General features: G+C 53.8%; 22 protein-coding genes. 14 read left to right on the top strand and 8 right to left on the bottom strand.

Features of this window, described 5'->3' with window-relative positions:
- Nucleotides 1-205: 205 nt before the first annotated feature.
- Nucleotides 206-2,830, bottom strand: coding sequence for an alanine--tRNA ligase (gene alaS, locus JDW18_RS12980; protein ID WP_218239862.1), 2,625 nt, complete (start codon nt 2,828-2,830; stop codon nt 206-208).
- A 211-nt stretch (nt 2,831-3,041) separates the two neighbouring features.
- On the opposite strand from alaS, the gene JDW18_RS12985 reads away from it, so the two are divergent.
- Nucleotides 3,042-3,338 (top strand): hypothetical protein, encoded by a 297-nt coding sequence (locus JDW18_RS12985; protein WP_218239863.1) that lies wholly within the window; start codon nt 3,042-3,044, stop codon nt 3,336-3,338.
- 33 nt (nt 3,339-3,371) lie between these two features.
- Here JDW18_RS12985 and JDW18_RS12990 read toward each other — a convergent pair whose 3' ends face one another.
- Nucleotides 3,372-3,761: a DUF4259 domain-containing protein gene (locus tag JDW18_RS12990; protein WP_218239864.1), complete on the bottom strand. Its 390-nt coding sequence runs from the start codon at nt 3,759-3,761 to the stop codon at nt 3,372-3,374.
- A gap of 97 nt (nt 3,762-3,858) precedes the next feature.
- Nucleotides 3,859-4,332 carry an SsrA-binding protein SmpB gene (gene smpB, locus JDW18_RS12995; protein ID WP_218239865.1) on the bottom strand — a complete coding sequence of 158 codons (474 nt, stop codon included), beginning with the start codon at nt 4,330-4,332 and terminating at the stop codon, nt 3,859-3,861.
- 160 nt (nt 4,333-4,492) lie between these two features.
- Between smpB and JDW18_RS13000 the strand changes: the two genes are divergently transcribed.
- Complete coding sequence (locus JDW18_RS13000) at nt 4,493-4,945, top strand: type II toxin-antitoxin system RatA family toxin (protein ID WP_218239866.1); 453 nt, start codon at nt 4,493-4,495, stop codon at nt 4,943-4,945.
- Nucleotides 4,938-5,285: an RnfH family protein gene (locus JDW18_RS13005; RefSeq protein WP_218239867.1), complete on the top strand. Its 348-nt coding sequence runs from the start codon at nt 4,938-4,940 to the stop codon at nt 5,283-5,285. The genes JDW18_RS13000 and JDW18_RS13005 overlap by 8 nt, the downstream gene beginning before the upstream one ends.
- Before the next feature lie 62 nt (nt 5,286-5,347).
- On the opposite strand, the gene JDW18_RS13010 is transcribed toward JDW18_RS13005, so the two are convergent.
- The gene (locus tag JDW18_RS13010) at nt 5,348-5,872 is read right to left on the bottom strand and encodes a DUF4124 domain-containing protein (RefSeq protein ID WP_218239868.1); all 525 of its coding nucleotides are present in this window, start codon (nt 5,870-5,872) and stop codon (nt 5,348-5,350) included.
- 98 nt (nt 5,873-5,970) lie between these two features.
- Between JDW18_RS13010 and guaB the strand changes: the two genes are divergently transcribed.
- The 11 genes from guaB (at nt 5,971) to JDW18_RS13065 (ending at nt 18,200) form a co-directional block, all read left to right on the top strand.
- Nucleotides 5,971-7,446: an IMP dehydrogenase gene (guaB, locus tag JDW18_RS13015; RefSeq protein WP_218239869.1), complete on the top strand. Its 1,476-nt coding sequence runs from the start codon at nt 5,971-5,973 to the stop codon at nt 7,444-7,446.
- Nucleotides 7,447-7,518: 72 nt separating this feature from the next.
- On the top strand, nt 7,519-7,971 hold the full coding sequence (locus JDW18_RS13020) for a DIP1984 family protein (protein ID WP_218239870.1): 453 nt from the start codon (nt 7,519-7,521) through the stop codon (nt 7,969-7,971).
- 312 nt (nt 7,972-8,283) lie between these two features.
- Nucleotides 8,284-8,544: a type II toxin-antitoxin system Phd/YefM family antitoxin gene (locus JDW18_RS13025; RefSeq protein WP_218239871.1), complete on the top strand. Its 261-nt coding sequence runs from the start codon at nt 8,284-8,286 to the stop codon at nt 8,542-8,544.
- On the top strand, nt 8,541-8,990 hold the full coding sequence (locus JDW18_RS13030) for a type II toxin-antitoxin system VapC family toxin (RefSeq protein ID WP_218239872.1): 450 nt from the start codon (nt 8,541-8,543) through the stop codon (nt 8,988-8,990). Before JDW18_RS13025 ends, JDW18_RS13030 begins: the two co-directional genes overlap by 4 nt.
- A 48-nt stretch (nt 8,991-9,038) precedes the next feature.
- Nucleotides 9,039-10,655 (top strand): glutamine-hydrolyzing GMP synthase, encoded by a 1,617-nt coding sequence (guaA, locus tag JDW18_RS13035; RefSeq protein ID WP_218239873.1) that lies wholly within the window; start codon nt 9,039-9,041, stop codon nt 10,653-10,655.
- Nucleotides 10,656-10,865: 210 nt separating this feature from the next.
- Nucleotides 10,866-12,194 (top strand): tyrosine-type recombinase/integrase, encoded by a 1,329-nt coding sequence (locus JDW18_RS13040; protein WP_218239874.1) that lies wholly within the window; start codon nt 10,866-10,868, stop codon nt 12,192-12,194.
- 19 nt (nt 12,195-12,213) lie between these two features.
- The gene (locus JDW18_RS13045) at nt 12,214-13,065 is read left to right on the top strand and encodes a hypothetical protein (protein WP_218239875.1); all 852 of its coding nucleotides are present in this window, start codon (nt 12,214-12,216) and stop codon (nt 13,063-13,065) included.
- A gap of 1,327 nt (nt 13,066-14,392) precedes the next feature.
- Nucleotides 14,393-14,626 (top strand): helix-turn-helix transcriptional regulator, encoded by a 234-nt coding sequence (locus tag JDW18_RS13050; protein WP_080747131.1) that lies wholly within the window; start codon nt 14,393-14,395, stop codon nt 14,624-14,626.
- On the top strand, nt 14,623-14,976 hold the full coding sequence (locus JDW18_RS13055; protein ID WP_218239876.1) for a hypothetical protein: 354 nt from the start codon (nt 14,623-14,625) through the stop codon (nt 14,974-14,976). The genes JDW18_RS13050 and JDW18_RS13055 overlap by 4 nt, the downstream gene beginning before the upstream one ends.
- 315 nt (nt 14,977-15,291) lie before the next feature.
- Complete coding sequence (locus JDW18_RS13060) at nt 15,292-16,662, top strand: hypothetical protein (protein WP_034379425.1); 1,371 nt, start codon at nt 15,292-15,294, stop codon at nt 16,660-16,662.
- Nucleotides 16,663-16,820: 158 nt separating this feature from the next.
- Nucleotides 16,821-18,200, top strand: coding sequence for a Fic family protein (locus tag JDW18_RS13065; protein ID WP_218239877.1), 1,380 nt, complete (start codon nt 16,821-16,823; stop codon nt 18,198-18,200).
- Nucleotides 18,201-18,348: 148 nt separating this feature from the next.
- Here JDW18_RS13065 and JDW18_RS13070 read toward each other — a convergent pair whose 3' ends face one another.
- The 4 genes from JDW18_RS13070 to JDW18_RS13085 form a co-directional block, all read right to left on the bottom strand.
- Nucleotides 18,349-21,096 (bottom strand): DEAD/DEAH box helicase, encoded by a 2,748-nt coding sequence (locus JDW18_RS13070; RefSeq protein WP_218239878.1) that lies wholly within the window; start codon nt 21,094-21,096, stop codon nt 18,349-18,351.
- Nucleotides 21,093-22,814: a site-specific DNA-methyltransferase gene (locus tag JDW18_RS13075; protein ID WP_218239879.1), complete on the bottom strand. Its 1,722-nt coding sequence runs from the start codon at nt 22,812-22,814 to the stop codon at nt 21,093-21,095. The genes JDW18_RS13070 and JDW18_RS13075 overlap by 4 nt, the downstream gene beginning before the upstream one ends.
- Nucleotides 22,815-22,972: 158 nt before the next feature.
- Entirely contained in the window at nt 22,973-23,938 is a 966-nt protein-coding gene (locus JDW18_RS13080; RefSeq protein ID WP_218239880.1) for an IS481 family transposase, read from the bottom strand.
- 111 nt (nt 23,939-24,049) lie between these two features.
- Nucleotides 24,050-26,914: an SNF2-related protein gene (locus tag JDW18_RS13085; RefSeq protein WP_218239881.1), complete on the bottom strand. Its 2,865-nt coding sequence runs from the start codon at nt 26,912-26,914 to the stop codon at nt 24,050-24,052.
- Nucleotides 26,915-26,988 lie beyond the last annotated feature (74 nt).

Raw genomic sequence — 26,988 nt, forward strand, 5'->3', positions numbered from 1 at the left:
ACGCGCGCTGCGATTGATGGCAGACGCTGCTGATGAAGAAAGCCATGCGTTGAAAATGTGCTCCCGTTTTAGATGCTGCTTTTATTATCGATAACCAGTTATCTGTCACCACCTGTAAATATCAAGCGATATTAACAAAACACCCCGACGCGTCGGGGTGTTTACTGATTATGAGGGGCAGATGCCTGCCCCTTGTCGCAGTCGTTTACAGTCGCTCGGCAACCCAGGCCTGCACAGAGGCCAGTGCTGCTGGCACGCCAGCAGCATCCGTGCCACCGGCCATGGCCATATCGGGCTTGCCGCCGCCCTTGCCGCCCACTTGCTGGGCCACAAAGTTCACCAGCTCACCAGCCTTGACCTTGGCGGTTTCGGCCTTGGTCACGCCCGCAGCCAGTTGTACCTTGTCGCCGTCCACAGCGGCCAGCACGATCACGGCCGCGCCCAGCTTGTCCTTGAGCTTGTCCATGGTGTCGCGCAGGGTCTTGGCATCAGCGCCTTCCAGCTTGGCTGCCAGCACCTTCACGCCCTTGACGTCGGCAGCGGTGGTCGCCAGCTCGTCGCCTTGGCTGGAGGCCAGCTTGCCCTTCAGAGCAGCGATTTCCTTTTCCAGCGCCTTGATCTGGTCCAGCGCACCGCCAATGCGGTTGTTCAGCTCTGCTGTGGGGGCCTTGAAGGCTGCAGCAGCTTCGCCCACGGTGGATTCCAGCGACTGCAGATAGGCCAGCGCGTTCTCGCCAGTGATAGCTTCAATACGGCGCACGCCAGCGGCCACGCCGGATTCACCCACCACCTTGAACAGGCCAATGTCACCCGTGCGGTGCACGTGGGTGCCGCCGCACAGCTCGCGGCTGGTGCCGATGTCCAGCACGCGCACAGTTTCACCGTATTTTTCGCCGAACAGCATCATGGCGCCGGTCTTCTGGGCGCTTTCGATGTCCATCACGCGGGCGTCGGTGGCGGTGTTGGCCAGCACTTCGGCGTTGACGCGGGCTTCGATCTCGCGGATCTGCTCTGCAGTGACAGGTGCGTTGTGCGCAAAGTCAAAACGGGTGCGCTCGGCGTTCACCAGCGAGCCCTTTTGCTGCACGTGGGCGCCCAGCACTTCGCGCAGCGCCTTGTGCATGATGTGGGTGACCGAGTGGTTGCGCATGGTGGCAGCGCGCACAGCAGTGTCCACCTGTGCTTCAACGGCATCGCCTACCTTCAGGCTGCCGGATTCCAGCTGGCCGTGGTGACCGAAAACGTCTGCCTTGATCTTGAGCGTGTCTTCCACCACAAAGCGGTTGCTGCCTGCGGCGATCACGCCCTGGTCGCCCACCTGGCCACCGGATTCGGCGTAGAAAGGCGTGACATCCAGCACCACTACGCCGTTTTGACCGGCTTTTAGCTCGGAAGTCGAGACGCCGTCCACATAGATTGCTACGATTTTTGCAGTCTCGCTCAGCTTTTCGTAGCCCACGAAAGTGTTGCCAGCGCCCGTGTATTCCAGTGCGCGGTCCATCTTGAACTTGCCAGCAGCGCGGGCGGTTTCCTTCTGGTGCTGCATGGCGGCGTTGAAACCTGCTTCATCCACCGTCACGCCACGCTCACGCGCTACGTCGTTGGACAGGTCCAGCGGGAAGCCGTAGGTGTCGTGCAGCTTGAAGGCCACATCGCCGGGCAGAACCTTGACGTCATTGGCCAGGGCGCTGTCCAGAATTTCCATGCCGTGGGCCAGGGTCTCGAAAAAGCGCTCTTCCTCGGCCTTGAGCACGCTGGTGATATGCGCTTCCTGCTCCTTGAGCTTGGGGTAGGCATCGCCCATCTGCACCACCAGATCAGCCACCAGCTTGTGGAAGAAGGGAGTCTTCTGGCCCAGCTTGTAGCCGTGGCGGATGGCGCGGCGGATGATGCGGCGCTGCACGTAGCCACGGCCTTCGTTGGAAGGAATCACGCCGTCCGACACCAGGAAGGATGTGGCACGAATGTGGTCCGCAATCACCTTCAGCGAAGGCGTGTTCAGGTCAGCCGTATGGGTTTCGCGGCCAGCAGCCTTGATCAGCGCCTGGAACAGGTCGATCTCGTAGTTGCTGTGCACATGCTGCAGGATGGCGGCCAGGCGCTCCAGGCCCATGCCGGTATCCACGCAAGGTGCAGGCAGCTTCACCACGGAGCCGTCTTCCTTCATGTCGAACTGCATGAACACGTGGTTCCAGATCTCGATGAAGCGGTCACCGTCTTCATCCGGCGAGCCGGGAGGGCCACCAGCAATGTGTTCGCCGTGGTCGTAGAAAATTTCCGAGCAAGGGCCACAGGGGCCGGTGTCGGCCATCATCCAGAAGTTGTCGCTCTTGTACTTGCCGCCCTTGTTGTCGCCAATGCGGATGATGCGCTCGGCAGGCAGGCCGATGACGTTCTTCCAGATGTCATAGGCTTCGTCGTCTTCGTGATAGACGGTAGCCAGCAGCTTTTCAGCGGGCAGGCCGAAAACCTTGGTCAGCAGCTCCCAGCCCCATTCGATCGACTCCTTCTTGAAGTAATCGCCGAAAGACCAGTTGCCCAGCATTTCAAAGAAGGTGTGGTGGCGCGCGGTGTAACCCACGTTTTCCAGGTCGTTGTGCTTGCCGCCCGCACGCAGGCAGGCCTGCACCGATGTGGCGCGGTTGTAGGGGCGCTTGTCCGTGCCCAGGAACACGTCCTTGAACTGCACCATGCCGGAGTTGGTGAACATCAGCGTGGGGTCGTTGCCGGGAACCAGCGAACTGGATGCGACGACGGTGTGGCCCTTGGAAGCGTAAAAATCCAGGAACGTCTTGCGGATGCCCGCAACGGAAAAAGTGGGTGTACTCATGGTGTTTGATATGAAGACGCCTGCGCGACGCCTGCGATCATTACGGCCAGGCCCGGCTTTGCAGTAAAAACGGGCACCAAGGCAAATCAGTCAAACATTATAGGTTTGCGACCACAGGCCCGCGCGGCGCTGTGGCGTTGATGCCGATCATGCATTTTCATGAGCTTCATTAACTTCGCCTTCATTCGCATCCGGATAATGGCTGCCTGTTATGAAGCCCACACCCTCTTTAGAAGACAGCAGCGCTGCTGTCGCCCCCAAGAAAAGCCGCATTGCCGCATGGCTGATAGCCCTGCCCGTGCTTATCTTTGCCGCACTGATGCTGATCGGCAAGTTCATGGATGACCCGCAGCGCGAACAGCGCTGGGTGGAAAGCGAAACCATCAAAATCTGCTGGAAACAGATTGCCAAGCCCGAGGCCGAGCGCAAAACCCAAGAATTTCACTCGCAGGAAGACTGCGACCGGCTGGAGCTGGCCTTCAAGCAGAAGTACAACGAAAACCCCTGAGCCGCACGCGATGGAGCCAGCCAAGGCAGGCCCTCAGTCTTCCTCTACCTCGCTCTCATCGTCTGCCAGATGGGCAAGCGCCAGCATGCGGTCAAACGTTGCGACCAGCGTGGCGCGGCGCTCACGCTTGTAGTCTGGCGAGGGCTCCAGCTCGTCAATGCTGCCATCCCAGGCCTGCAGAAAAATCTGCTTCCACTGGGCCAGCATTTGCACATCGGGCCAACGGGGCGGCATGCCTTTTTCGGCCATGGCGCACAGCAGCTCAATACGGCAGGGCACCAGGTCGGCGTCCAGCTCGTCGGCTTCCAGCAGCTCTGGCGACTCCATCACCTCGGCAATTTCATCGAGCAATTGCCCCGTGATGTCGTCGAGCCAGTCCAGCGCCGTGTCGTTGTCGAAGTTACCGTGTGCCCAAACTCCCATGGCATGCCTCCTTGAAATTGCTGTCCGCCAACATAGCGGACTTTGACGTCAATTCCGTGACAAAGCCGTGTCCGGGCACACGCAGGTGCCCCGGCGCTCAGCGATTGCGGCTTTTCAGTGCCCGTTCAACCTCACGCTTGCCTTCACGGTCCTTGATGACATCGCGCTTGTCATGCTCAGCCTTGCCCTTGGCCAGGGCAATATCGCACTTCACATAGCCATTTTTCCAGTGCAGGTTGATGGGCACCAGGGTGTAGCCTTTTTGCTCGACCTTGCCGACCAGTCGCTTGATCTCGTCCTTTTTCAGCAGCAGCTTCTTGATGCGCGCCGAATCGGGGCTGACGTGGGTGGAGGCGGTCTTGAGCGGGTTGATCTGGCAGCCCAGCAGGAACAGCTCGCCATCCTTGATGATGACGTAGCCGTCCGTCAGTTGCACCTTGCCACTGCGCAGCGCCTTGACTTCCCAGCCGTGCAGCACCATGCCGGCCTCGTGACGTTCCTCGAAGAAATAATTGAATGCAGCTTTTTTATTGTCGGCAATGCGCGACGAAGTTTCTGGTTTCTTGGCCATGGAGTATTAGTTGCAGCGCAGACCGGAGATAAAAGCTCTCCCTACAATACAAGGTTGCCGTCTCGCCTCTGAGTGGCGATTTTAGTTATGCATGACGGTCAGTGAAAGTTTGGCCTTTGCCAAGATCCCATTGTCGCGCCATGCGGATTGCTCTTTGTCCATGAAAAACGTCAACAAGTCCGTCCTGATCTGGTATAGCCCCGAAGAAATGTTTGCCCTCGTGACGGACGTGGCCCACTATGCCGACTTTCTGCCCTGGTGCGATCATGCCAAGGTGCTGGAGCAGGACGAAACCAGCATGACTGCCGAAGTCGGCATCGCTTTTAGCGGATTGCGCAAATCTTTTGTCACGCGCAATACCAACAGCACCATGGACAACGGTGGCAAGCAAGTCAGCATGCGCCTGGTCAAGGGCCCATTCTCGCGCCTGGAAGGCCACTGGCGCTTTCACCCCGTGGGCGACGGCAAGCAGCGCGCCTGCAAGGTAGAGCTGCAACTGGACTACGGCTTTGAAAGCGGCGCGGTCGGCGCCATCATCGGCCCCGTTTTTGACCGCATTGCAGGCTCCATGGTGGATGCCTTCATCAAGCGCGCCGAGCAGATCTATGGCTGAGCTGACGCTGAGCTTGTGCATCTCGCCCGCTGCTGGCGTGGTTCATGAGGCATCGCTGACACTGCCCTCTGGCAGCACCATCGCGCAGGCCCTGGCTGCGGCAGCCGCTGAACACCCCGACCTAGCAGAGACCCTCCGTAAGGCTACCCCCGACATGATGGGCGTCTGGGGCAAAACCGCACAGCCCGGGCAGGTGCTGGAGAACGGAGACCGGCTTGAAATCTACCGCCCCCTGACCGTGGACCCCAAAATCTCCAGACGCGAGCGCTTTGCCCGCCAGGGTGCTCGCAGCACCGGCCTTTTCAAGCGCCAGCGGCCTGGAGCCAAGGCAGGATATTAGGCAGCAGCTCTCAAAAAAGAAGCACCTCAGGGTGCTTCTCTGCTTTCCAGACTGCCTGAGGCTTACTGCGCCGGCTCCTGCATGGGCCCGCAATCCGAAGCGATCACCGAGTCAGCACGCTTGACTTCTGCCTCTCGTGTTGCCTCGTCCATAAAGCCCCGCTCTCCCTTGGCATTGACGCTGGAGAGCATGCGCCCCGATGCCAGCGTTGTCTTGGCCTGCTTGGCGCGGTTGCAATTTTCCTGGCGCTGCTGTTCGCGGCGGGCCTTGTCTGCCTGCGCTTTTTCGGCCTCCTGCGCTTCCTGCTTGCGCTTTTGTTCCTGCAGGCCTTTATCGACGCCCTGCTCTGCGGATGCCTTCACCGGTGCAGCAACCGGCGCAGGTGCTGCGTCTGGCACTGCTGTCGCACCTTTGCCAGAGCCCGAGCCACCCGGCTGCCTGAGAATATTTTTGTTGGGAATATCCGGCGGCGGCGCACGGTCGCTGAAAACCTTGTGCCCCTGTCCATCAATCCACTGCCACTGCGCCATGGCGGGGATAGAGCAACAGGCAATAGCTGCAATCAGGGCGTACTTGATGGTGTTCATAGGATTCAAGAGTCAGTTTCAGACCGTGGGGGTTCTGGGATGCAAGCCCACATTGTGGTCCAAGTCACAGGTACAATCCTTCTTTTGGAGCCTTCACAATGCGCCTTCTCGGAAAAGCACTGACCTTTGACGACGTTCTGCTCGTTCCCGCCTACTCCGAAGTCCTGCCCAAGGACGTTTCCCTCGCCACCCAATTCACCCGCAATATTCGCCTGAATCTGCCTCTGGTGTCCGCTGCCATGGACACGGTGACAGAAGCTCGCCTGGCCATCGCCATTGCACAAGAAGGCGGTATCGGCGTGATCCACAAGAACATGACAGCCGAGCAACAAGCGGCTGAAGTGTCCAAGGTCAAGCGCCACGAATCCGGTGTGGTGCACGACCCCGTGGTCATCACCCCCGAGCACACCGTGCTGCAAGTGCTGCAGCTGTCGGAAGAGCGCGGCATTTCGGGCTTTCCCGTGTGCGACGGCGGCAAGGTGGTCGGCATTGTGACCAGCCGCGATCTGCGCTTTGAAACGCGCTACGACGTCAAGGTCAGCCAGATCATGACGCCCCGCGAAAAGCTGATTACCGTCAATGAAAAAGACGGCACCAGCCCTGCGGAAGCCAAGGCGCTGCTGAATAAGCACAAGCTCGAACGAATCTTGGTCGTGAACGATGCCTTTGAACTCAAGGGCCTGATTACCGTCAAGGACATCAACAAGCAAACAACGTTCCCCAATGCTGCTCGCGACTCCGCTGGCCGTCTGCGCGTAGCCGCTGCCGTGGGCGTGGGTGCAGGCACCGAGGAACGCGTGGAGCTGCTGGTCAAGGCCGGTGTGGACGCTCTGGTAGTGGACACTGCCCACGGCCACAGCCGCGGCGTGATCGAGCGCGTGCGCTGGGTCAAGCAAAACTACCCTCAAGTGGAGGTCATCGGCGGCAATATCGCCACCGGCGCTGCCGCTCTGGCACTGGTTGAAGCTGGCGCTGATGCTGTCAAGGTCGGCATCGGCCCTGGCTCCATCTGCACCACCCGTATCGTGGCCGGTGTGGGTGTGCCCCAGATCATGGCGATTGACAGCGTGGCCCAGGCCCTGAAGGGCACTGGCGTGCCTCTGATCGCTGACGGCGGCATCCGCTTCTCTGGCGACATCGCCAAGGCTCTGGCCGCTGGCGCATCCACCATCATGATGGGCGGCATGTTTGCGGGCACCGAAGAAGCTCCCGGCGAAGTGATCCTGTACCAGGGCCGCTCGTACAAGAGCTACCGCGGCATGGGCTCCATCGGTGCCATGCAGCAAGGCTCGGCCGACCGTTACTTCCAGGAATCCTCCACCGGCAACCCTAATGCCGACAAGCTGGTTCCCGAAGGCATTGAAGGCCGCGTGCCCTACAAGGGCTCCATGGTTTCCATCGTCTACCAAATGGCTGGCGGCGTGCGTGCCTCCATGGGCTACTGCGGTTGCGCCACGATCAGCGAGATGAACGAGAAGGCCGAGTTTGTGGAAATCACCGCAGCCGGTATCCGTGAGTCTCACGTGCACGACGTGCAGATCACCAAGGAAGCGCCCAACTACCGCGCTGACTGATTGATCGACTGACCGGTCACAAGCAGGGTGGGCGCAATGTCTGCCCTGCTTTTTCTTTTTTCAGGAGCCCCCATGAAACTGGCTGAAGCCCTGCTGCTCAGAGCCGATCTGAAGAAAAAGCTGCTTTCTCTGCGCGAGCGCATTGGCCGCAACGCCATGGTTCAAGAGGGTGAAGCGCCCAAGGAAAAAGTGGAAGACCTGCTGGCCGAAGCCACTTCTGCATTGCAAGAACAGCAAGCGCTGGTGCGCCGTATCAACGCCGCCAACGAAACCGCAAAACTGAGCGATGGCCGCCTGCTGGCCGATGTACTGGCCCAACGCGAAACACTGGTGGCCCAGCATTCTTTGCTGACCAGCACCATCGCCGCCACGCACAAGGATGTGGACCGCTACAGCCAACGTGAAATCAAATGGGTGCCGCAAATTCAGGTATCCAGCCTGCAGAAACAGGCCGATGACCTGTTACGAAAGATTCGTGAGGTGAATGTGACCATTCAGGCTGCCAACTGGCAGATCGATATCTAAGCGACATCCAGGTTTTTCGAGCGCTGCGGGCGAGTGCAAAGACCCCAATGAGCAACGGGGGGTTGAAAACATACTGGGGCTTACTTGGCAGCGCGGCGGGCAGCGCACCGTGTCACAACACACTGACAACGTAGCCCTTCACCCTGAACCACGTACCTTTGAAAACGCACACCGCACTACCTTGCACTGACGCAGCGCTCCCCCTCTTCTCTTCTTCCATACCCATAGACTTCTGACCAGATTTAAAATTTCTAGTCAGAATGATAAAATCCGGTCCGAACTTAAACATTCAGACGGATTGCCCCACACCCCATGCACAGCGTCGGTATCTACGAAGCCAAAAGCCGCTTTTCTGCCCTGGTCGAACTGGTCGAGCAGGGCGAGGAAGTGCGCATCACGCGCCACGGCAAGGAAGTCGTGCGCATGCTGCCGGTGCGCCGCAAGCCTGTGATCACCGACGAGCAGATTGCTCGCGAGTTGGAGCAAATTCAGGCGCTGCAGCAGACAGTGCGCGCTCAAGCACCTACGGATTCCGTAGCAAGCCTGCGCCAGAATGGACGCAGCCAAGCATGACGGCCACTGCTTTTACCGCTTTTGTGCTCGACGCCTCCGTCACGGCCGCCTGGCTGTTGCCCGACGACGCCAGCGAGCACACCCAGCGCCTCTATACCCGCATCCGCCGTGATGAGGTCGACCCCCATGCCCCCAACCTCTGGCAGTGGGAATGCGGCAACCTCATTGCCTCGGGCGTGAATCATGGGCGCATTCCGCACACCAGTGTGGAAGGCCTGTGGGGCGTGCTCGAAGCCATTCGCCACCGTGTGGAACTGCACGATCTGGCGCCCGCACAGCACAAAGCCGTGCTGGATGTGGCGCTGGACACGGGCCTGCCCACCTACGACGCCGCATATCTGTGGCTGGCGCAGTCGCTGCGCTTGCCACTGGCCACATTCGATGCTGCCCAGATCGCCGCCGCCCGCAAAAGCGGCGTCAAGCTCTTGGCACCCGAAGATTTCTAACCCCTGTTTCCTCATCTTCTTTTCTCCACCTTCTAGCCCTTGAAGACCATGCAACACGACAAGATCCTCATTCTGGACTTTGGCTCCCAGGTCACGCAGCTGATCGCCCGCCGCGTGCGCGAAGCCCATGTTTACTGCGAAGTCCACCCCTGCGATGTGAGCAGCGACTGGGTGCGCGAGTTCGCCGCCGACGGCAAGCTCAAGGGCGTGATCCTGTCCGGCAGCCACGCATCCGTCTACGAAGTGGACGACCGCGCCCCTGACGCCGTGTTCGAGCTGAACGTGCCCGTGCTGGGCATCTGCTACGGCATGCAGACCATGGCCACCCAGCTGGGCGGCAAGGTCGAAGGCAGCAACAGCCGCGAATTCGGCTACGCCGAAGTGCGCGCCCATGGCCACACCGAACTGCTCAAGGGCATCGAAGACTTCGTCACGCCCGAAGGCCACGGCATGCTCAAGGTCTGGATGAGCCACGGCGACAAGGTCACCGAGCTGCCCCCAGGCTTCAAGGTCATGGCCTCCACGCCTTCCTGCCCCATCGCCGGCATGGCTGACGAAGCACGCCGCTACTACGCCGTGCAGTTCCACCCCGAAGTCACGCACACCGTACAAGGCCAGGCACTGCTCAACCGCTTTGTGCTGGACATCTGCGGCACGCAAGCCGACTGGATCATGGGCGACTACATCGAAGAAGCCGTGGCCAAGATCCGCGAGCAAGTGGGCGATGAAGAAGTGATTCTGGGCCTGTCCGGCGGCGTGGATTCGTCCGTGGCTGCGGCCCTGATCCACCGCGCCATCGGCGACCAGCTGACCTGCGTGTTCGTCGATCACGGCCTGCTGCGCCTGAACGAAGGCGATATGGTCATGGAGATGTTCGAAGGCAAACTCAACGCCAAGGTCATCCGCGTGGACGCCTCCGATCTGTTCCTAGGCAAGCTGGCCGGCGTGTCCGAACCTGAGGCCAAGCGCAAGATCATCGGCGGCCTGTTCGTCGATGTGTTCAAGTCCGAAGCCTCCAAGCTCAAGGCAGCCAACGCTGGCAGCAAGGGCGCGACCTTCTTGGCCCAAGGCACGATTTACCCCGACGTGATCGAGTCCGGCGGCGCCAAGAGCAAGAAGGCCGTCACCATCAAGAGCCACCACAATGTAGGCGGCTTGCCTGAGCAACTGGGCCTGAAGCTGCTAGAGCCGCTGCGCGACCTGTTCAAGGACGAAGTGCGCGAACTGGGTGTGGCCCTGGGCCTGCCCCGCGGCATGGTGTACCGCCATCCCTTCCCCGGCCCCGGCCTGGGCGTGCGCATTCTGGGTGAAGTGAAGAAGGAATACGCCGACCTGCTGCGCCGCGCCGACGCCATCTTCATCGAAGAGCTGAACAACTGGATCGATGAAGCCACCGGCAAGAGCTGGTACGACCTGACCAGCCAGGCTTTTACCGTCTTCCTGCCCGTCAAGAGCGTGGGCGTGATGGGCGACGGCCGCACCTACGACTACGTCGTAGCCCTACGCGCCGTGATCACCAGCGACTTCATGACTGCCGAGTGGGCCGAGCTGCCTTATGGCCTGTTGAAGAAGGTCTCCAGCCGCATCATCAACGAAGTGCGCGGCATCAACCGCGTGACCTATGACGTGAGCACCAAGCCACCAGCAACCATCGAGTGGGAATAATTTAAAGTTTCCAGCAACGTATGGCAACGTTCTGGAAGCTATTGATTCTATTGAAAGAATCGTGGGTTGTCCGTCCAAGGACAACCCACAGCATGCCACACAAGCCGCAAATTCATGCGGTACACCTGACGGTAAAGCTGTAACATTTCGGAACGTTGCTTTCCCATACCGACACCCCTAATGACGGTATCAACGAAAGCCCACCCTGAAATGATCACTGACACCGAACTGCGCAGACTGCGCCCTCAAGAAAAAGCCTACAAAGTCACGGATCGCGATGGCATGTATGTCATGGTGACAACCGCTGGCACCAAGTCATTTCGCTATGACTATCGCCTCAATGGCAGGCGCGAAACCCTCACCATTGGCAAGTACGACAACACTGCGGGCGCTAAACACCCAAGAAACCCAGAGCAACTTGAATTTGGCATGACGGTATCGTTGGCTGAAGCTAGGTCGCTACTGACGGTAGCGCGACGGTATGTTGAACGTGGACAGTCGCCAGCGAAAACTAAGGCGGTTACAAAGCTAGAAGCCGCAAATGCTTTGACTTTTGGATCATGGGCTGAACGCTATTTCGAGGACAAAGCAGACCCGGAAAACGGCGCGAGACTTGCGGATTCAACGCTCGCAATGCGACGTTCTGTCTACAACCGCTACTTAGCGAGTACGTTCGGCAAGCTGAAGCTCGATGAGATCACTCCTGCGCTGTTGATGCAGTTGTGTGAAAAGATCAAAAAAAATGGCGCACCTGCCCCAGCAGTTCAAGTGCGAGAGATTGTTTTGCTTGTTTATAGATATGCATTATCTAAAGACAAAAATCTTCAATTAAAGAATCCTGCAATCGAAATCAGGCCAAGCGATATAGCAAGCTTTAAACCTCGTGACCGTGCTTTAACCCCCAGTGAGATAAAGATATTTTTTGCAAGCCTCGAGAAAATTGGAACCACGCCAACACTGCGTCTAGCAATTAAGTTTCTTCTTTTGACGATGGTAAGAAAGGGAGAGTTCTTAAATGCCACTTGGGATGAGGTGGATTTTGAGAATGCAACCTGGATAATTCCCAAGGAAAGAATGAAAGCATCGAGGGCACATATAGTTTACTTGAGTAATCAAACCTTGGATATTTTGGTTAGCTTTAAAGCTTGCTTCTCTGCTTCAAAATATTTGCACCCAGGTAGATATGACTCTAACAACCCACTGAGCAATGCCACTTTAAATAGAGTCATTGATGCCGCTGTGAAGAAGGCAAAAGATGATGGCTTTGATTTGGAAAGCTTTACCGTTCATGATTTACGAAGAACGGCCTCATCGCTGCTAAATGAATACGGCTTCAATAGAGACTGGATTGAGAAGTGTTTGGCTCATGAGGAAAATAGTGTGCGTAGCATCTACAACAAAGCAGAATACTCATTTCAACGAAAGGTTATGCTGCAAGCATGGGCGGACATGGTCAATTGCTTTATTGATTCACGTGATCCATGGCTGGTTGTAAAAAACGCAAAACTAAATTTATTGAATATTGTTGAATCAATTTAAAAGCTGATTATTATATATTATGCAAAATGATTTTTCCAACTACGACTCCTCTATTGATGGAATTGAAAATCAAGTGACTGCTGATGCTGATGCTGATGCTGATGCTGATGCTGATGCTGATGCTGATGCTGATGCTGATGCTGATGCTGATGCTGATGCTGATGCTGATGCTGATGCTGAAATTGCCCCAGTTAGATTGGAGAACTTACAGCTAACTGAGGCACAATGGAAGATGTGGAGTGAGGGGCGTAATGCTGAATATTGGCAAGCAGCAATGCTATCCTTGAAGCTACAACCATCACGCTTAAATAAATATAAATTAAGGCGTTATTTTCCAGATTTATATCAAAATTATTTGATGCGTTATGACGTATTAAAACGTAGAGCCAGCACGCGATCTATAATAAAACCAATCAGAAATCTTTTGGGGAAATCATCGGAAAAACTTGTTTCTTTACCAGGAGTAGCGAAAATTGCCGTGGAGTGCGATTGGGAATACTGCGAAGAATTTCAGGTAAAAATATCTCTTCCCAGAAAAATTAAAACCATTGATGGAAGCTACATTAACAGTTTTGATGATGAAGATGAACTGAGTAATGGCGATTTAAATACTAGAGTAAGATATGCAGCACTAGTAGAAATAATTCGCATGTTTCTTTCGAGATCAAATGATTTTAATGAATTTCATAAAAACGTATTCAAAAGATCTACAGTTTCAAATCAAGAGCTAGGTGAAGCTGTAGAGAGAGTCATTGCAAAAATGGCAAAAGACAATAATCTAAAATCAATATATGGATTTGCTAAAGAAAAAAATGCAAAAGAAATTGGTGAAATAGATAAAATTGCAAAAAATTTTTTCACAAGCAAGTAATTTATTTGGTTTTTTTATCTAAGAGCCACCAACTTTCGTATCTGGATTGATACGCATGTTATTGACAAATAAATCTGACACTTTTTCTTCAATTTTTGCATACTTGCATCTGGGCTTCGTGGCCAAGCGCCTATTATGGGCGTTGGTGATTTCACAGTCACGCAAGCCGGTGCAGGTTTTTTTCAAGCCCTAATCGCTGTTGGCGTGATGTGAGCGCAGCACTTGGCTGAGCCTGCTATTGAAACGCTCGACCATGCCGTTCGCTTACGGTACCTTGGGCTTGGTCAAACGGTGCTCCATGCCCAATACCAAGCACAACTGAAAACTCATGCTCGCCCATCGCTGGCAACTCCCAAATAATTTGTTTGTGAACTCTTTGCCATTGCCCGTGAAGGTGGTAAAGGTCTTGAACGGCGCAGCCTTGCGCACGGCTGCGAGGAAGGCTCTAGCAGACGCAGCCGCCTTATGTTGCTTGGTAGCGATGGACACCAGCGTGTCGCCCGCTCGATGGCCACGAACACGTAGCGGCGCTGGGCTTCAGCCTGCATCTGCGGCAGGTACTTCACATCTACGTGCACGTAGCCAGGCTCATACGCCTTGAAGGGTTTGTGCTCGTCGTCTGGCTTGGATGACGCAGGCAATCTGAAGTGGCCACGCATGCGCCGCAACCTGTCGAGCACAGAGCGGCTCATAGCGGGCTCAAGGAACTACCACACTAACTAACACCACAAGCGGCAGCAACAAGTGCTAGCCCCCGGCTCTTCCTGCGCAGCATTGAGGGGGGTGGCGACAGTAGCAGTCTATGACAGGTACACGATATCCATCTCACTGCCGTACTACTGAACCAATTATCGGTCAGTGTCGTTGGCTTGCTGCAGCGCCAAGCATGTAGCTGGTGTAGCTGTTGCGTTCTTGTGCAGAGTGAAAGCACCGCAACTCCTGCGCAAAGGCTCGCCAAAGCGCCTACAGGGCCTCTTGGCCACGGAGCAAGAGGATCTTGTTTTAAGACCCCCCTCGATCCGACCGGTACCGAGCAACGATCGCTGACAACTGGAACTGTTCAGCTCAATTCCTTAGCACGCAGCTCAGTGGCGTTCATAGACTCCGCCATTTTTATGCCAGCAACCTCATGCAGAAGCTGGAAAGCAGACTTCTGTTTCTGGAAACTTTCATACTTTTTTTAGAAAATTTTAGAAAAGCAGGAAAGTTTTTGCACGTCATTTTAATTTGAAGACATAGTTATATCCATCGCGATACAGATGAAAGCAAGCAGGGACGCCTGGCCTTCATCAAAGCTTGGAAAAACTGAATTTGATGGAAAATTTGAATGCAAGAAAATATTGATAACCTGCAGAAGAGCGTTAAATATGAAATTCTGCTGCGTAAACCAGAAGTACTTCGTATGATTGGTTTATCTAATAGTTCTTTCTACCAACTCATTAAGGATGGAAAAGTTCCTCGTGGGGTTCCTATCGGCATTCGCTCTCGTGCTTGGCCCGCCAGTGAAATTAATGCATATATTGAAAAATGCATTGCTCAACGCGATGGAGAAAAAGTATGAAAATAAAATCTCTGGTTACAAGCACAGAAACTTTTTTGTCGATGCAAGCTATTAAATCTGCTAACGGAGATGATAAACAGCACTTTGAGTTTTTTGGTGTAAATAGATATGGACAATTCCGCGTAAAGGTGTTTGGAACAAAATTTTTGGTTGATGGAGCAATCTATATTTGCAAGGAGATGATTGACCATCAGGGAAAGACGAAAGTGGAGAAATTTTTGCTCGAAGTAAGCCCAGGTTTTAAGTTGAGTGCGGACCAAGATCTTTACAAGATGACTTGCTCCGAAACTGGTCAACCAATGTTGGTTACAGGTAATTTCACTCTGATCACGGAAAAAATCAAGCAATAAAGCAAAAACGAGATGCAGGGCGATGGCGATGAAAACGCTTTTGAGCTGCACTTTAATCACCATTTATTGCCTGTTGTAACCACAAGGCTTAGGCAAGCATCCTCAATGCTATTGGCAATACCTGTAAACACTTTGTAGCAAGGGGAAATTTGCAGTTTTTTGTGTGTTCAGAGGGGGCAGGTCATGCTCACTTCCCTAGTAATGCCACTGCCTCTCGCCACAACGTAAACACCACTTGCTCATTGTCCAGGCTTCACTGTCATTCGCAACTGTAGCCAAGCCAATAGCAATCAACACTAATTTAAGACAAACAAAATGGCAGACTCAGTCGTTGTTACCTGCTCTATCGAGCATATTGATTTCGATAACTTTCCAATGGACATCAATCAAAGTACTGATGAAAATGGAGTTATTGGAAAGCGTTCTAGCAGCACTACAAAGTTTAAGTCCCCACTGACTGGTGCTATTTCTGAAATAACACCCTTTTGCAAAGAAGAAAATGGCATTTATAAGGTAAAGGCATATAAGGTTAGTCTTAATGTTCCAGCTAGCGTCGTGAGCTTTAATGGATTATTGCTTAACGATGTTTATCACTCATGCCTTTTTGTCCTCTTCTTTCTTCAGCTGTGGTTTCTGCAACGAGGTGTGCCTGCTGAAGTGGTTAAGCAGATTAGCTTGAAACATGTAAAAATTGAAAGCATTGACCTGACGTACCTAGTTAATAAAAAGGTATGGGAGTTTGCAAACGACGGCATCAAGCAAATCGCTCAGCGCGGATCAGCCTTGTTTAATGGTGATGTGATTAAGCAGAACAAGCGTGTTGCGGCTGTTAATTATTGGGAGTCAGATGGAAATAGCTATACCAAAATTCGTAAAGGAAATAAAACAGATTTGATTGCCTATGTGAAGTCTGGAAAAACAAAAAAGGGATTTTGTGAGTTGCCCAATGATGTCGCTGAGCAGATTTTTGCTATTACCAAAAAACATGTACGCTTTGAGGTTCAGCTCAAAAAATCATGGTTTACGACCGCTGATGCAAATTTTGGTGCTGCAGAAGGTTCGGATCCACCTACTTCCTGGTCATCGCCATTGAGCTGGAAAGGCAAGGCGGGTGAGGCCATGTATGCGCAAGTGTTTGATGAGGCACGAGAGCTTTTGCGCTTAAATGAAAAATTCAATCAACGCCGTCACCGTTCGGACTTCATGGAGACCTTGAGCGATGAGCATCGGAACATTCTTGAACATCACTATGTTGGCACCCCTTTTAATGACTTGCCTTTCAAAAGCGAGGATCCCAAGTACCGCAGTAAAGTGAAGCGTGCTATTCAAATTCGTTGTGGAGTGGACTTGTACATGACGTGGGAGGAGCAGCAAGCGATGCCAACCCTTGATTGGTTGCTGTACCCCGGCATGTTCAAGTTGAAAAAGTCACAGAAGCACTTGGAGCCTTATGCGTTTATTCGTCCGACGATTAAGCAAAAGCTGCAGGCGATGAAGGTGTTGTTGCTCAACTTTGCCACTCAACAGAAGTTAGGGCTTGATCAAGAACTCGACCTTGATCACGAGTCAGACTTGTCTGAGACAGGGGGTACTGAACATGGTGCCCCCTTCCCTAAGGAATCAGACAAGCAAGAGGCAGGGGAGACTGCTGATGGGACGAGCGGCGACTTAACAGCGGGCATGTAAGGAAGGGGGCTAGACGCCCCCTTTTTGCTCTTTATGCAGCCTGAAGTTGCGACCTGATGCCTGTGACTGCAATTACATGATTTCCTTATTGCTGAGTCGCCATATTTTATTGCGTCATTTTTTTGACGCAATTTCCATATTGCGTCATAATCCACATCATGAATAGCGTCAAACCACAGCAAGAACTCGACTTGTTGGCCAACATCATTGAGCGTCACCCTGAAGGGATGAGCGCTGAAGAAGTGCTGCAGGAATCAGGGCTGACATTGCAGCGCCGTAGCCTTCAGCGCCGATTGGCCGTACTGGTTGAACAAGGGCGCATTCGGGTCCAGGGGCAAGCAAGGGCTGTGCGCTACTTCCCAGTTTTGCAAGATGAAAGTGCAAGTGGCGTAGCTTCTTCAGGCACAGCGGCTGAGATCGAGCCATATGTTCCCGTCAGCGCTCAAGGCGAAGCCATCAAGGCGTATGTGCGTCAGCCCCGGCACCTGCGCAAACCTGTGGTCTATCGCACAGAATTTTTAGAACAGTATCACCCCAACCACACCGCGTACCTGCCTTTGAAGCTGCGTGAGCAGCTACATGCCTTGGGGCGCTCACCTGCGGAGCAAACACCCGCAGGCACATTTGCCAGGGACATTCTCAACCGCCTTCTGATCGACCTTTCTTGGGCATCATCACAGTTGGAAGGCAATACCTATAGCCGCCTTGATACCGAGCGACTGATCGAGTTTGGCCAAGCGGCAGAGGGTAAGGATGCCTTTGAGACGCAGATGATCCTGAACCACAAGCAGGCCATCGAATTTTTGGTGCATTCGCCTGAGCAAGCTGTGGTGTCGCAAGACACCATCGTGGCCTTGCATGCTTTGCTTTCCGATGGCTTGATGGCTGACCCCGCCATGTGTGGCCGCATTCGCAGCCGCGCCGTAGAAATTGGTGGCAGCGTTTACCTGCCAGTGGCTTTGCCGCAGCGCCTGGAAGAGCTGTTCGGCATCGTGGTGGGCATGGCCGCAGAAATCGAAGATCCGTTTGAGCAGGCGTTTTTCCTGATGGTGCACTTGCCTTACTTGCAGCCCTTTGAGGATGTAAATAAGCGTGTGTCGCGTCTGGCAGCCAACATTCCCTTCATCCGCCACAACCTGTGCCCGCTGTCATTCATTGATGCGCCCCGGCAAGCCTATGTGGACGCCATGATTGGTTTGTACGAACTCAACCAGGTGGATCTGCTGCGGGATGTCTTTGTGTGGGCTTACGAGCGCTCATGCCAGCAGTACGTGGCTGTGCAGCAAAGTCTAGTGCCGCCTGACATCTTGCGCTTGCGCTACCGGCAAGTGTTAGGTGACGTGATTGCAGCTGTTGTTCGCAGCGGCCAGCCCGTGAATAAGGCGAGCGTCAACGCCATGCTTCCTGGAAGTGTGCAGCCTGAAGACCGTGAGCACTTCACACAGCTCGTGCTCAAGGAATTGGCTGGCTTGCATGCTGGGAATGCCGTGCGGTTTGGGCTGCGGCCGCTCGATTTGCTTGGCTGGAACCATAAATAGCCTTTAGGACGTCGAGTAGTAATTGTCCAAGGCACCCCTTGAATCGACTGAATCGACCTGCATTTCCTAGATAGCTTTCAGCCTCTCGGAATTTGGGGGATTCCCCTTTAACCAAGGTAGAGCCCGCTCAAGTGGCTCTACCCGACGGTTATGCCTTCACTTCAAACCGCAAGAAGTCGGTAAGTCGTTCCGACTCTTTGATTTGATCGTGTGGTACCAGCAAGTAGCGCCATTGCTTACCGCCAACAGTTGCTGCATGGTTGGAAGCGTGTGTGCACCATTTGGCGGCAGCCGCTGCCTTGGCTTTCACTTCGTCCGAATTCAGATCGTCACGCTTCTTGGTTTCCACCATGAAGATCATTGAATCGGTTTCGGCCACAAAGTCAGGGATGTACTCAGGCTGCTCACTGCCCAGCTTGTAGTAAATCTGGAACTGGCCTTTGGCGGGCTTAAACCATTTCAACGCGTCACGCTCCAGGATGACCGAGAAGCGTCGCTCGGTGTCAGAGTCAAACTTTTGCAGTGGGTACAAGCAACGTGAGAAGCCGCCAAAAAGCATTTGCTTAATTTTGCTCAGCTCATTGACCGTATCGCGATAGCTCTGCGGAGTTTGCCCGGCAACCACCGTGTAGTTGCAGGGCTTGAGTTCGGTAAACCCTCGGCTCACCTGAACCTCGTAGTCCGTAGCTTCTTCCCAGAAGTGCTTCATCATTTCCGCATGGATCAAGCGTGCCAGCTCAGCGCCATAGGTGTCGAGCACTTCGTGCAGCTCGTTGTCGGAGTAGTTCTGCGCTTGATAGTGAGCCACTGCTTGACCGGCCAAGTCGTACAGCAACTCGGCCTGTGTGAAGTAATCCACGTCGTCAAAGTCGATCAGCTTTTTGACAATGTAGTCCTCAAAGCGTTGTTCCCTGATGCCCGTTTCGCGGCTCATGGTGAACTGATCGTTGGTGCGCAACTCTTGGCCAACGATTTCGCGTTGTCCAGGCTGGAAGTTAGGCAGCATTCCCAGCTTAAAAGAATGGAAGCCACTGGTGACTTCACCCTTGGGCACCACTGCAATGCGCGGAATGTCAATGGTTTGCTGGACGACGATTTCCGTCGTCTTCGCCACCACTGCAGACACATCAAGAGCAGCTTGGGCATCATCCGCGTTAGCCAGTAAGTTGCCCTGTGCTGGTTTTACTCGTTCCTTCACTTCCGCCACGATGGCAGATTGAACCTCTGGGTTCAGCAGCGCGTTGCTTGTGGGTACAAGTTTACGCTTAGCCTCAAACTGGCGGATCACATCTACGACCACCTGAGCCATTTCTAGTTCGCGCTCCGTAGTGAAAACGGGCGCTGTTGTAGTGGCAGGCGTCGTAGCTGATGCACCAGTCGTGGTGGTAGCTGTGCCGCTTGTATTGACTGCCCCTGCAGGCGTTTGGGCCAGGCCAAGTCGTGTCATGACGCCAGAGCTGACCTGTACGCTCACCTTCTTGTCATCTGCGCTTGGCGCTTCCAAAATGACTTGCTTGAGCCGGATGGGTGAGTCGCCACGGTTTGCTTCGTCAATGATCTCTTGGAACTTGTCGTGCGCAACGATGTTCAGTCGGTCAACGGCTGCCACACCTGTTCGCTTTCCGTAGGGCAAGCGCAAGCCTCGGCCAATTGATTGTTCAATCAGTGTGCGAGCATTGGCTGCCCGCAAGGGCACGATGGTGTAGAGGTTGGTAACGTCCCAGCCTTCTTTGAGCATGTTGACGTGGATGACGACTTCTGTCGGCTCATCCACACTCTCTACGGCCAACAGCTTGGCGATCATCTCTTCTTCTTCAGCACCGGAGCGGCTGGAGTCCACTTGGATGACCTTACCCGCATAGCGACCCTCATAGAAGGCTGAAGATTCAATCAGTGCTTTAAGTTGCGAGGCGTGCGTGGTGTCTCTTGCAATCACCAACATGAATGGCTTGACCACCTTCGCATTGTTTTCTCGTGCATAGGTCAGTAGCTCAACCTTGGTGCTTTCGTGCAGACGGATACCGTCTTCCAGCTTGATCTTTTCCAGGTCCTCAGCAGAGTATGCCTTGGGGTCAAAACCGCGCTGGGTCACGGCGGCAGGCTCTTTGACGAAGCCGTCTTCCATGGCCCGTGCCAATGGGTAGTCCATCACCACGTTCTTGAACGGAACAGGGCCACGCGTTGTTTCCACAAACGGCGTAGCGGTCACTTCCAAGCCAAACAATGGGTTCAACTCATTGATAGCACGTACCCCCGCACTGGCGCGGTAGCGGTGCGATTCGTCCATCAGCAGCACAAGGTCGGGCAAGTTGGCCAAGTGATTGAAGTAGCTGTCGCCCAGCACCTCGCGCATGCGCTTGATGCGCGGCTCCTTACCGCCGCGAACTTCCGAGTTGATCTTGGAGATATTGAAAATATTGATGCGAATCTCACCAAACAATTCTCCGCCAGTGATATTCTGCTGATCGTAGTTATCACCGGTAATAATTCGAGGTAGATTAATTGCTAGCTCACCTATCCCTTTAAAAACATACTTTGCAGTATTAGGCGTGAAGTCATCAATTAGCTTGTTATAGATAGTCAGGTTCGGCGCGAGCACGAAGAAGTTGTTAATGCCATGTGCTAAGTGCAAATAGGCAATGAATGCGCCCATCAAACGTGTCTTACCTACGCCCGTTGCCAAGGCAAAGCACAGCGAAGGAAATTCGCGTTCAAAGTCTTCCAACGTGGGGAACTCTGCTTTTAAGGTGGCAAGGGCTGCGGCTACATCGCGATTCTCGTGCCTTAGAAGCCCCGGTACCGCTTCAATAGCGCGTGTAAGTTTTTCCAGAGATTGAGCTTGCGGCGGGCGCAGAGACAATCGGCCAGTAACAGCGTTCAGGACGCGTGCATTCATTCTTCGTTCTCCCCAAACAGACCGCTTTGCACATCATTGGTGGCTGCGGACTTCTTAGATTTGCGTGTAGCACCGCTAGTAGCGGGCATGGGTTCTTCTATTGGCTCAGCTTTCTCCGCAATCGGCAGGTTGGCAACGTTCAGGCTGTAGTCGTCATGCCCCCATTCACAACGCGACAGCACCATCTTCGGAATTTTCTTGAGCGTCAGATTGGGCCAACGCTCAGATGCTTTGGCTGTAGTCACCCCATGAAAAGCAGCGCAGCAAACCAACAAACTTTGGTCGCTACCGACTTCTTCGGACAGTGCTTGCAACTGTTCTGCAGACAGGTTCTGGGTCGTGACGTAAATGTAATCCCGCTCGCTGGAATTTCCGTGCTGCCACCAAGTCGACTCGGATGGTGCATACGTAAACCCTTCCAGCTTGGCGATAGCTTCGGCCAACTGCGCTGCGTTGTACTCGGGGTTGATGACTGGATTACCCCAGCGGTCGTTAACAATCAGGCTGGGGGCAATTTTGTAATAGCGGAAGCCGCCGCCACCTTGCCAGTTCACGGATTTTGAAATACCGCCCTGATCATTGCCATCAATGACTTTTTGAAGGCGCGGGATGACATGGGTATGGCAATGTTCACCTAGCTCGACCATGATCCAGCGGCGCCTCATTTTTTGCGCTACAGCACCGGTTGTTCCTGAGCCTGCAAAAGAATCGAGCACTAGATCGCCTGGTCGAGTCGCTATTTCTAAAACACGTTTTAGTAGTCGTTCAGGCTTAGGCGTGCTAAAAACATCATCGTTATTAAACGCGCGTACTTCAAGCTTAGCCTCATGGTTATGTCCAACTTCTTCGTTGGGCCAAAATGTCGCTGGAGGACGAGTTGGGCTTTCCTCAAGATACTGCTTTACATAAATTTCCCAACGCCCATCTTTTTGAACAAAGTCTAGCTGGTCAAAATTTAAGATTACGTTTTCTTTTTTCCATCGCCAGCGGCCCTCAGTGCCATCAGGCTTAATAGGGAAGATATCTGTACCGTCAGGAGCCGAGATCGCATACCACATAGATGGTCGATCCTGTCTAAGAGACTCCGAGCCTTCTTTTCTTAGTGAGCGTCGACGGTAGTATTTATTATTTTCTTTATCAAAGAATCCGAACTGAGCTGCATTCTGATCCTTTGGCAACTGAAAAGGGACAAAGGCATTTGTTTTTTGATAGACAAGTAGATGATCATGAGAAACACTGAAACCTCGTGCATCCATTCGCTCGCTATAGACCTTTTGCCATAGACAGTTGGCAACAAAGTTCGCTCTGCCAAAAATTTCATCACAAAGAATTTTCAGATAGTGTGCTTCGTTATCATCAATTGTGATCCACAGAGAGCCATCTTCTGCTAACAAATGTCTAATGATCTCCAGTCGATCACGCATCAGCCCGAGCCAAATCGAGTGCTCTAGTCCATCGTCGTAATGCGTAAATGCGCTACCAGTGTTGTATGGAGGATCAATGAAAACGCATTTAACCTTCCCAGAAAACTCCTGTTCCAGTGCCTTTAACGCGAGCAAGTTATCACCAAAGATCAAACGGTTATCGAAGATATCGTTCTCAGTTTTACGCTGCTTGGCGTGGTATGAATTTGACGGATCTTCCAGCAGGATGCGCGGCTCCAGCTTGGGCCGCTTTTCCTTACCTATCCAAGTCAGTTCCAGTTTTTGTTTGCTCATTGCTTCAATCCCATCGTTGCGGAGCAGCATTCGCTAAGCGCCCCGCCAAATACCAGTGGTGCATTGTCTGTGTAGACATGAAGAATGCACCTGCTGAAAATCAGTACTGTCATCCCCATCATCTCCTTATCGTTCTTGTGGTGCAGATGCCGTGGTGGCTAGCTGTCAGGTCCCGGATGATTACGCACGTTCTTGACGAATAAATCAGGTGCTTTCATCTTCCATTTTTTGAGTGCTTGGACTGGGGCTTCATGCCCCAGTGCCTTTTGTGGCAAGTGGTGGTTGTACAGCCAGACAAACCTGTGCAGTGTCTTCTCCAAATCCTCTGCGCTGTTGAAGTGATGCGAGCGCAGCACCTGGCTCAGGCGGCCATTGAAGCGCTCAACCATGCCGTTGGTTTGCGGCGTCTTTGGCTTGGTCAGCCGATGCTCTATCCCCAATGCTTGGCATAACTGGTCGAATTCGTGCTCGCCTGAGGGCTGACGTGTGCGGCTTCCAAACAATCGGTCTGTGAACTCTTTGCCGTTGTCGGTGAGGATGGTGTGGATCTTGAACGCTGCAGCTTTGCGTACGGCAGCCAAGAAGGCTTTGGCGGATGCTGCCGTCTTGTGCTGCTTGATATCAATGAACACCCAGCGTGTAGCTCGATCGATGGCAACAAAAACATAGCGGCGCTTGTCCTCATCGTGCATCTGGGGCAGGTACTTCACATCTACATGTACATAGCCAGGCTCATACGCCTTGAAGGGTTTGTGCTCGCCCTCAGGCTTGGGCTGTATGGGCAATCTGGAGTGGCCTCGTCTGCGCAGCAAGCGATCCAGCGCAGAACGGCTCATGGCAGGCTCAATAAACTCCCGCACCACTGCCAGCAAATCATCGAGCGGCAGCAGCAGTTGGGTGCGCAGATAGACCACCAATTCTTCCTGTGCCGCATTGAGCGTGGTCTGCAATCGGTGCGGCGTATGACTGGCATCGTGCACCGTAGTGCGATGACGCCACTTGCGCACCGTGTCCAGGCCAATGCCGTATTGCTGGGCCAACTCCCGGTCCGTGCCACTGGCTTGCTGCAATGCACGTCGTGTAGCAGGCGTGGTCGTTGCGTTCTTGTGTAGAGCAATCAACATAGCGGCTCCTTGAAAGACGATTGCCATGTTGCCACAACAGCCTGCAGCACTTGTCTGCTATGGAGCAACGGGCGCTTGGTTGTAAGCAGCCAATCATCCGGGACCTGACAGCTAGCTTAAAGTCCATGAAACGGTGAACAGGGTTTGCTCTTGCACCTTTTGCTGGAGCTGCGATTCCAATTGATCAATCAGCGCATTGCGCTCCGACTCAATTGCGTCTTGGCGCATGAAAAGTTCGCGGCGAAGTTTGGTTCGCTTGGCCTCCAGCTCCCTTTGTTGCTTTTGCAAGGATAGCTTTTCTTCCAGTGTGGGGGCGCTTGCCGCAGTGCGGCGCACGTCTTTGATTTGACGATCAATCTCTTTGATTTCCTGCTCTATGCCTAGCTTCAAGTCATCAGCCCATGCATCAAGTTTTTGGACCTCCTGCTCAAAGTAGCCCATATTGCGCTGGTTGATTTCACGCAGCACCGAAGAGATGCGTGTTGTCACGTCTTCTTGCAGTGCATTGGTTGCCGAATCTTGCTCTTCGGCGGGGTCCATGTGTGCAGGTAACCGCAGCAGTTTTTCAGGATCGTCTTCTGCCAGGATTTGCCCGTCTGCGGTCATCGCTGCAACTACCAGGCGCTGTTCTTCATCGCCCAGAGCTTCAACAGAAACAAGCTTCAGCGTCAGCCACCCAGACTTGCCGCGATAGGGTTTGAGGGTGCTGACCTGGGTGCCATAAGCCTCGTAGTTAAACACAAGACGATTGCCTGCAAGCGCATGGCTTTTTGCCTTCTCAGTGACCCACTCTGCCAGCGGATGGCCGATGCGGTACACGTGGGCATCCTCAGAGTTGCGAGGTAACTCATAGCGGCCAAGTTCAACCCCATGCAGGGTATTAGCAGGAAGTCGTTGAAGCACAAAGCCTGCCTCATCAAACTGTGCACAGTCACCCAGCTCAGCGCGGGTAATGGCCATTAGCATGGCTTGATATTTGTTGCGTGCAGCACGGCTGTCTTCGGCGCGAAGGCGTAACTTTTCCTGTACTTCCTCGTCAAAGTTATCCAGCAAGAGTTGCCGCGTCTTGACCATGGCCTCGTTGATCTCGCCAGACAATTCGCGCTGCAACTGCTCAAAGCAGGCTTTGATCTCTTCAGGGTCGCGGCAGTTTTGGTAGATGTCGGCAATTCGACGCTCAAAGTCTACGCCGGAGCCGATAGCACCAAGCACCTCGTCACTGGCTCCAAAAACGCCTTCAAAGAGCTGGAATTTTTGATCCAGCAATTCATAGACTCGGGCATCGGCTTCATTGCTGCGGTCTACAAAGTTCACGACCACCACATCAAACTTTTGGCCGTAGCGGTGGCAGCGGCCAATGCGCTGCTCGATACGTTGGGGGTTCCATGGCAAGTCATAGTTGATGACCAGCGAGCAGAACTGCAGGTTGATACCTTCAGCACCTGCTTCTGTGGCGATCATCACGGTGCCGCGTTCTTTGAAGTGCTCGACCAGTGCAGCGCGTGTGTCTGCCGTTTTGGAGCCTGTGATGCGGTCGGTACCTGCATGGCGTTTTATCCAATCGGCATACACGGCTTGCGCCCGTGTATCGGTGTTGGTGCCATTGAACAGGACGATACCCTCACCATAGGGCGTATCTGCCAGCAGTGAAAGCAGGTATTCCTGGGTGCGCTTGGACTCCGTGAAGATGATGGCCTTTTTGGCGGCCCCCAGGCGTTCCAGCTCTGCAAATGCCTTGTCCAAGGCGGTCAGCAGTGCCTTGCCCTTGGCGTTCTCACGAATGTTGGTTGCGAGTGTTTTGAAATACTGCAGCTCGGCAATTTCTTCGGCAATTGCATCGCGCTGATCGGGTTCGACTGATGCAGCAGCATTTTCTTGGCCTTCCCACTCTTCCGATGTTTCGTCCAGCGATTCGTAATCGTCGTCGAGCACCTCTGCAAGGTCGGGGATGTCGGATGACTTATCGAGTTCGCCCTGAAGGCGCTTGGCCATGGTATCCAATGCACCTGCGATGGCATGGGTGGATGAAGCCAGTAGCTTCCACAGCACCAACGAAATCAGTTGTCGCTGGCCTTCTGGCAGTGCCTTGAGGTTAGGGCGGCGCAAATAATCAGCAACAAGGTTGGAGAGCTCACGTTCCTCGGGAGAAGGGATGAACTCTTCAACAATGGCGCGACGTGCGGTGTACGGCACGTACTGCTGAACTTGGCGGCGCAGTGTGCGCTTGCAGATCGTGGCGAGACGGTCGCGCAATGCGGTGAATGCCTGCTCACGCGGTTGTGCTGTGAACTGGGCACGAAAGCTGTCGATGTCACCGAACACTCGGTCATCAATCATGCTGACGAGGCCATAAAGCTCTAGCAACGAATTCTGCAGCGGTGTAGCAGTCAGCAACACCTTGGAGTAAACGTGTGCAAGCGCTTCCTTGAGCGTCTTGGCAATGACGTTGCTGGTCTTGTAGACATTGCGCAGGCGGTGGGCTTCATCGAGCACCACCAAATCCCAGTCCATGGCCTTGATGTCAGCAGCCTTCGCTTTGGCGAATTGGTAAGAACAAATGACTGGGCCAGACGAGGCTTGAAATGGATTCTTCAGCCCTTGCTTGCGAATGGCGTTGTAGCTTTTAGCTTCAAGGAGCACGCTTTGCAAGTTGAATTTGTCTTGCAGTTCTTGGTGCCACTGCTTGCGCAAGTTCGCTGGCACGATGATCAGTGTGCGGCGGCGGCGTTCGGCCCAGCGCTGAGAGATAACCAGTCCTGCCTCAATCGTCTTGCCCAGACCTACTTCATCGGCAAGGATGACGCCATGTGACAAGGGATTGGCGCAAGCAAAGAGTGCCGCCTCTACTTGGTGAGGATTGAGGTCTACCTGGGAATCAACGAGTGTTGAGGCCAGGGACTCGATGTTGTCACCGCTGGTGCGTTTAGTCAGTTGCCAAGCGTGGTAGAGACTTTGATGTGGCGTTAGAAGCTGCATTACTTATATTCCCCTAGCTTCAACACATCCACTCCATTCCTTGAAGCCTTAAAAGTTAGAACGACTGACTTTTT

Origin of the sequence: Comamonas fluminis, from assembly GCF_019186805.1 — a bacterium.
Classification (GTDB): Bacteria; Pseudomonadota; Gammaproteobacteria; order Burkholderiales; family Burkholderiaceae_C; genus Comamonas; species Comamonas fluminis.

Excerpts from the sequence above, each read along its gene's own strand:
- alaS (WP_218239862.1), bottom strand. The coding sequence starts at position 2,830 with ATGAGTACACCCACTTTTTCCGTTGCGGGCATCCGCAAGACGTTCCTG.
- JDW18_RS12985 (WP_218239863.1), top strand. The coding sequence starts at position 3,042 with ATGAAGCCCACACCCTCTTTAGAAGACAGCAGCGCTGCTGTCGCCCCC.
- JDW18_RS12990 (WP_218239864.1), bottom strand. The coding sequence starts at position 3,761 with ATGGGAGTTTGGGCACACGGTAACTTCGACAACGACACGGCGCTGGAC.
- smpB (WP_218239865.1), bottom strand. The coding sequence starts at position 4,332 with ATGGCCAAGAAACCAGAAACTTCGTCGCGCATTGCCGACAATAAAAAA.
- JDW18_RS13000 (WP_218239866.1), top strand. The coding sequence starts at position 4,493 with ATGAAAAACGTCAACAAGTCCGTCCTGATCTGGTATAGCCCCGAAGAA.
- JDW18_RS13005 (WP_218239867.1), top strand. The coding sequence starts at position 4,938 with ATGGCTGAGCTGACGCTGAGCTTGTGCATCTCGCCCGCTGCTGGCGTG.
- JDW18_RS13010 (WP_218239868.1), bottom strand. The coding sequence starts at position 5,872 with ATGAACACCATCAAGTACGCCCTGATTGCAGCTATTGCCTGTTGCTCT.
- guaB (WP_218239869.1), top strand. The coding sequence starts at position 5,971 with ATGCGCCTTCTCGGAAAAGCACTGACCTTTGACGACGTTCTGCTCGTT.
- JDW18_RS13020 (WP_218239870.1), top strand. The coding sequence starts at position 7,519 with ATGAAACTGGCTGAAGCCCTGCTGCTCAGAGCCGATCTGAAGAAAAAG.
- JDW18_RS13025 (WP_218239871.1), top strand. The coding sequence starts at position 8,284 with ATGCACAGCGTCGGTATCTACGAAGCCAAAAGCCGCTTTTCTGCCCTG.
- JDW18_RS13030 (WP_218239872.1), top strand. The coding sequence starts at position 8,541 with ATGACGGCCACTGCTTTTACCGCTTTTGTGCTCGACGCCTCCGTCACG.
- guaA (WP_218239873.1), top strand. The coding sequence starts at position 9,039 with ATGCAACACGACAAGATCCTCATTCTGGACTTTGGCTCCCAGGTCACG.
- JDW18_RS13040 (WP_218239874.1), top strand. The coding sequence starts at position 10,866 with ATGATCACTGACACCGAACTGCGCAGACTGCGCCCTCAAGAAAAAGCC.
- JDW18_RS13045 (WP_218239875.1), top strand. The coding sequence starts at position 12,214 with ATGCAAAATGATTTTTCCAACTACGACTCCTCTATTGATGGAATTGAA.
- JDW18_RS13050 (WP_080747131.1), top strand. The coding sequence starts at position 14,393 with ATGCAAGAAAATATTGATAACCTGCAGAAGAGCGTTAAATATGAAATT.
- JDW18_RS13055 (WP_218239876.1), top strand. The coding sequence starts at position 14,623 with ATGAAAATAAAATCTCTGGTTACAAGCACAGAAACTTTTTTGTCGATG.
- JDW18_RS13060 (WP_034379425.1), top strand. The coding sequence starts at position 15,292 with ATGGCAGACTCAGTCGTTGTTACCTGCTCTATCGAGCATATTGATTTC.
- JDW18_RS13065 (WP_218239877.1), top strand. The coding sequence starts at position 16,821 with ATGAATAGCGTCAAACCACAGCAAGAACTCGACTTGTTGGCCAACATC.
- JDW18_RS13070 (WP_218239878.1), bottom strand. The coding sequence starts at position 21,096 with ATGAATGCACGCGTCCTGAACGCTGTTACTGGCCGATTGTCTCTGCGC.
- JDW18_RS13075 (WP_218239879.1), bottom strand. The coding sequence starts at position 22,814 with ATGAGCAAACAAAAACTGGAACTGACTTGGATAGGTAAGGAAAAGCGG.
- JDW18_RS13080 (WP_218239880.1), bottom strand. The coding sequence starts at position 23,938 with ATGTTGATTGCTCTACACAAGAACGCAACGACCACGCCTGCTACACGA.
- JDW18_RS13085 (WP_218239881.1), bottom strand. The coding sequence starts at position 26,914 with ATGCAGCTTCTAACGCCACATCAAAGTCTCTACCACGCTTGGCAACTG.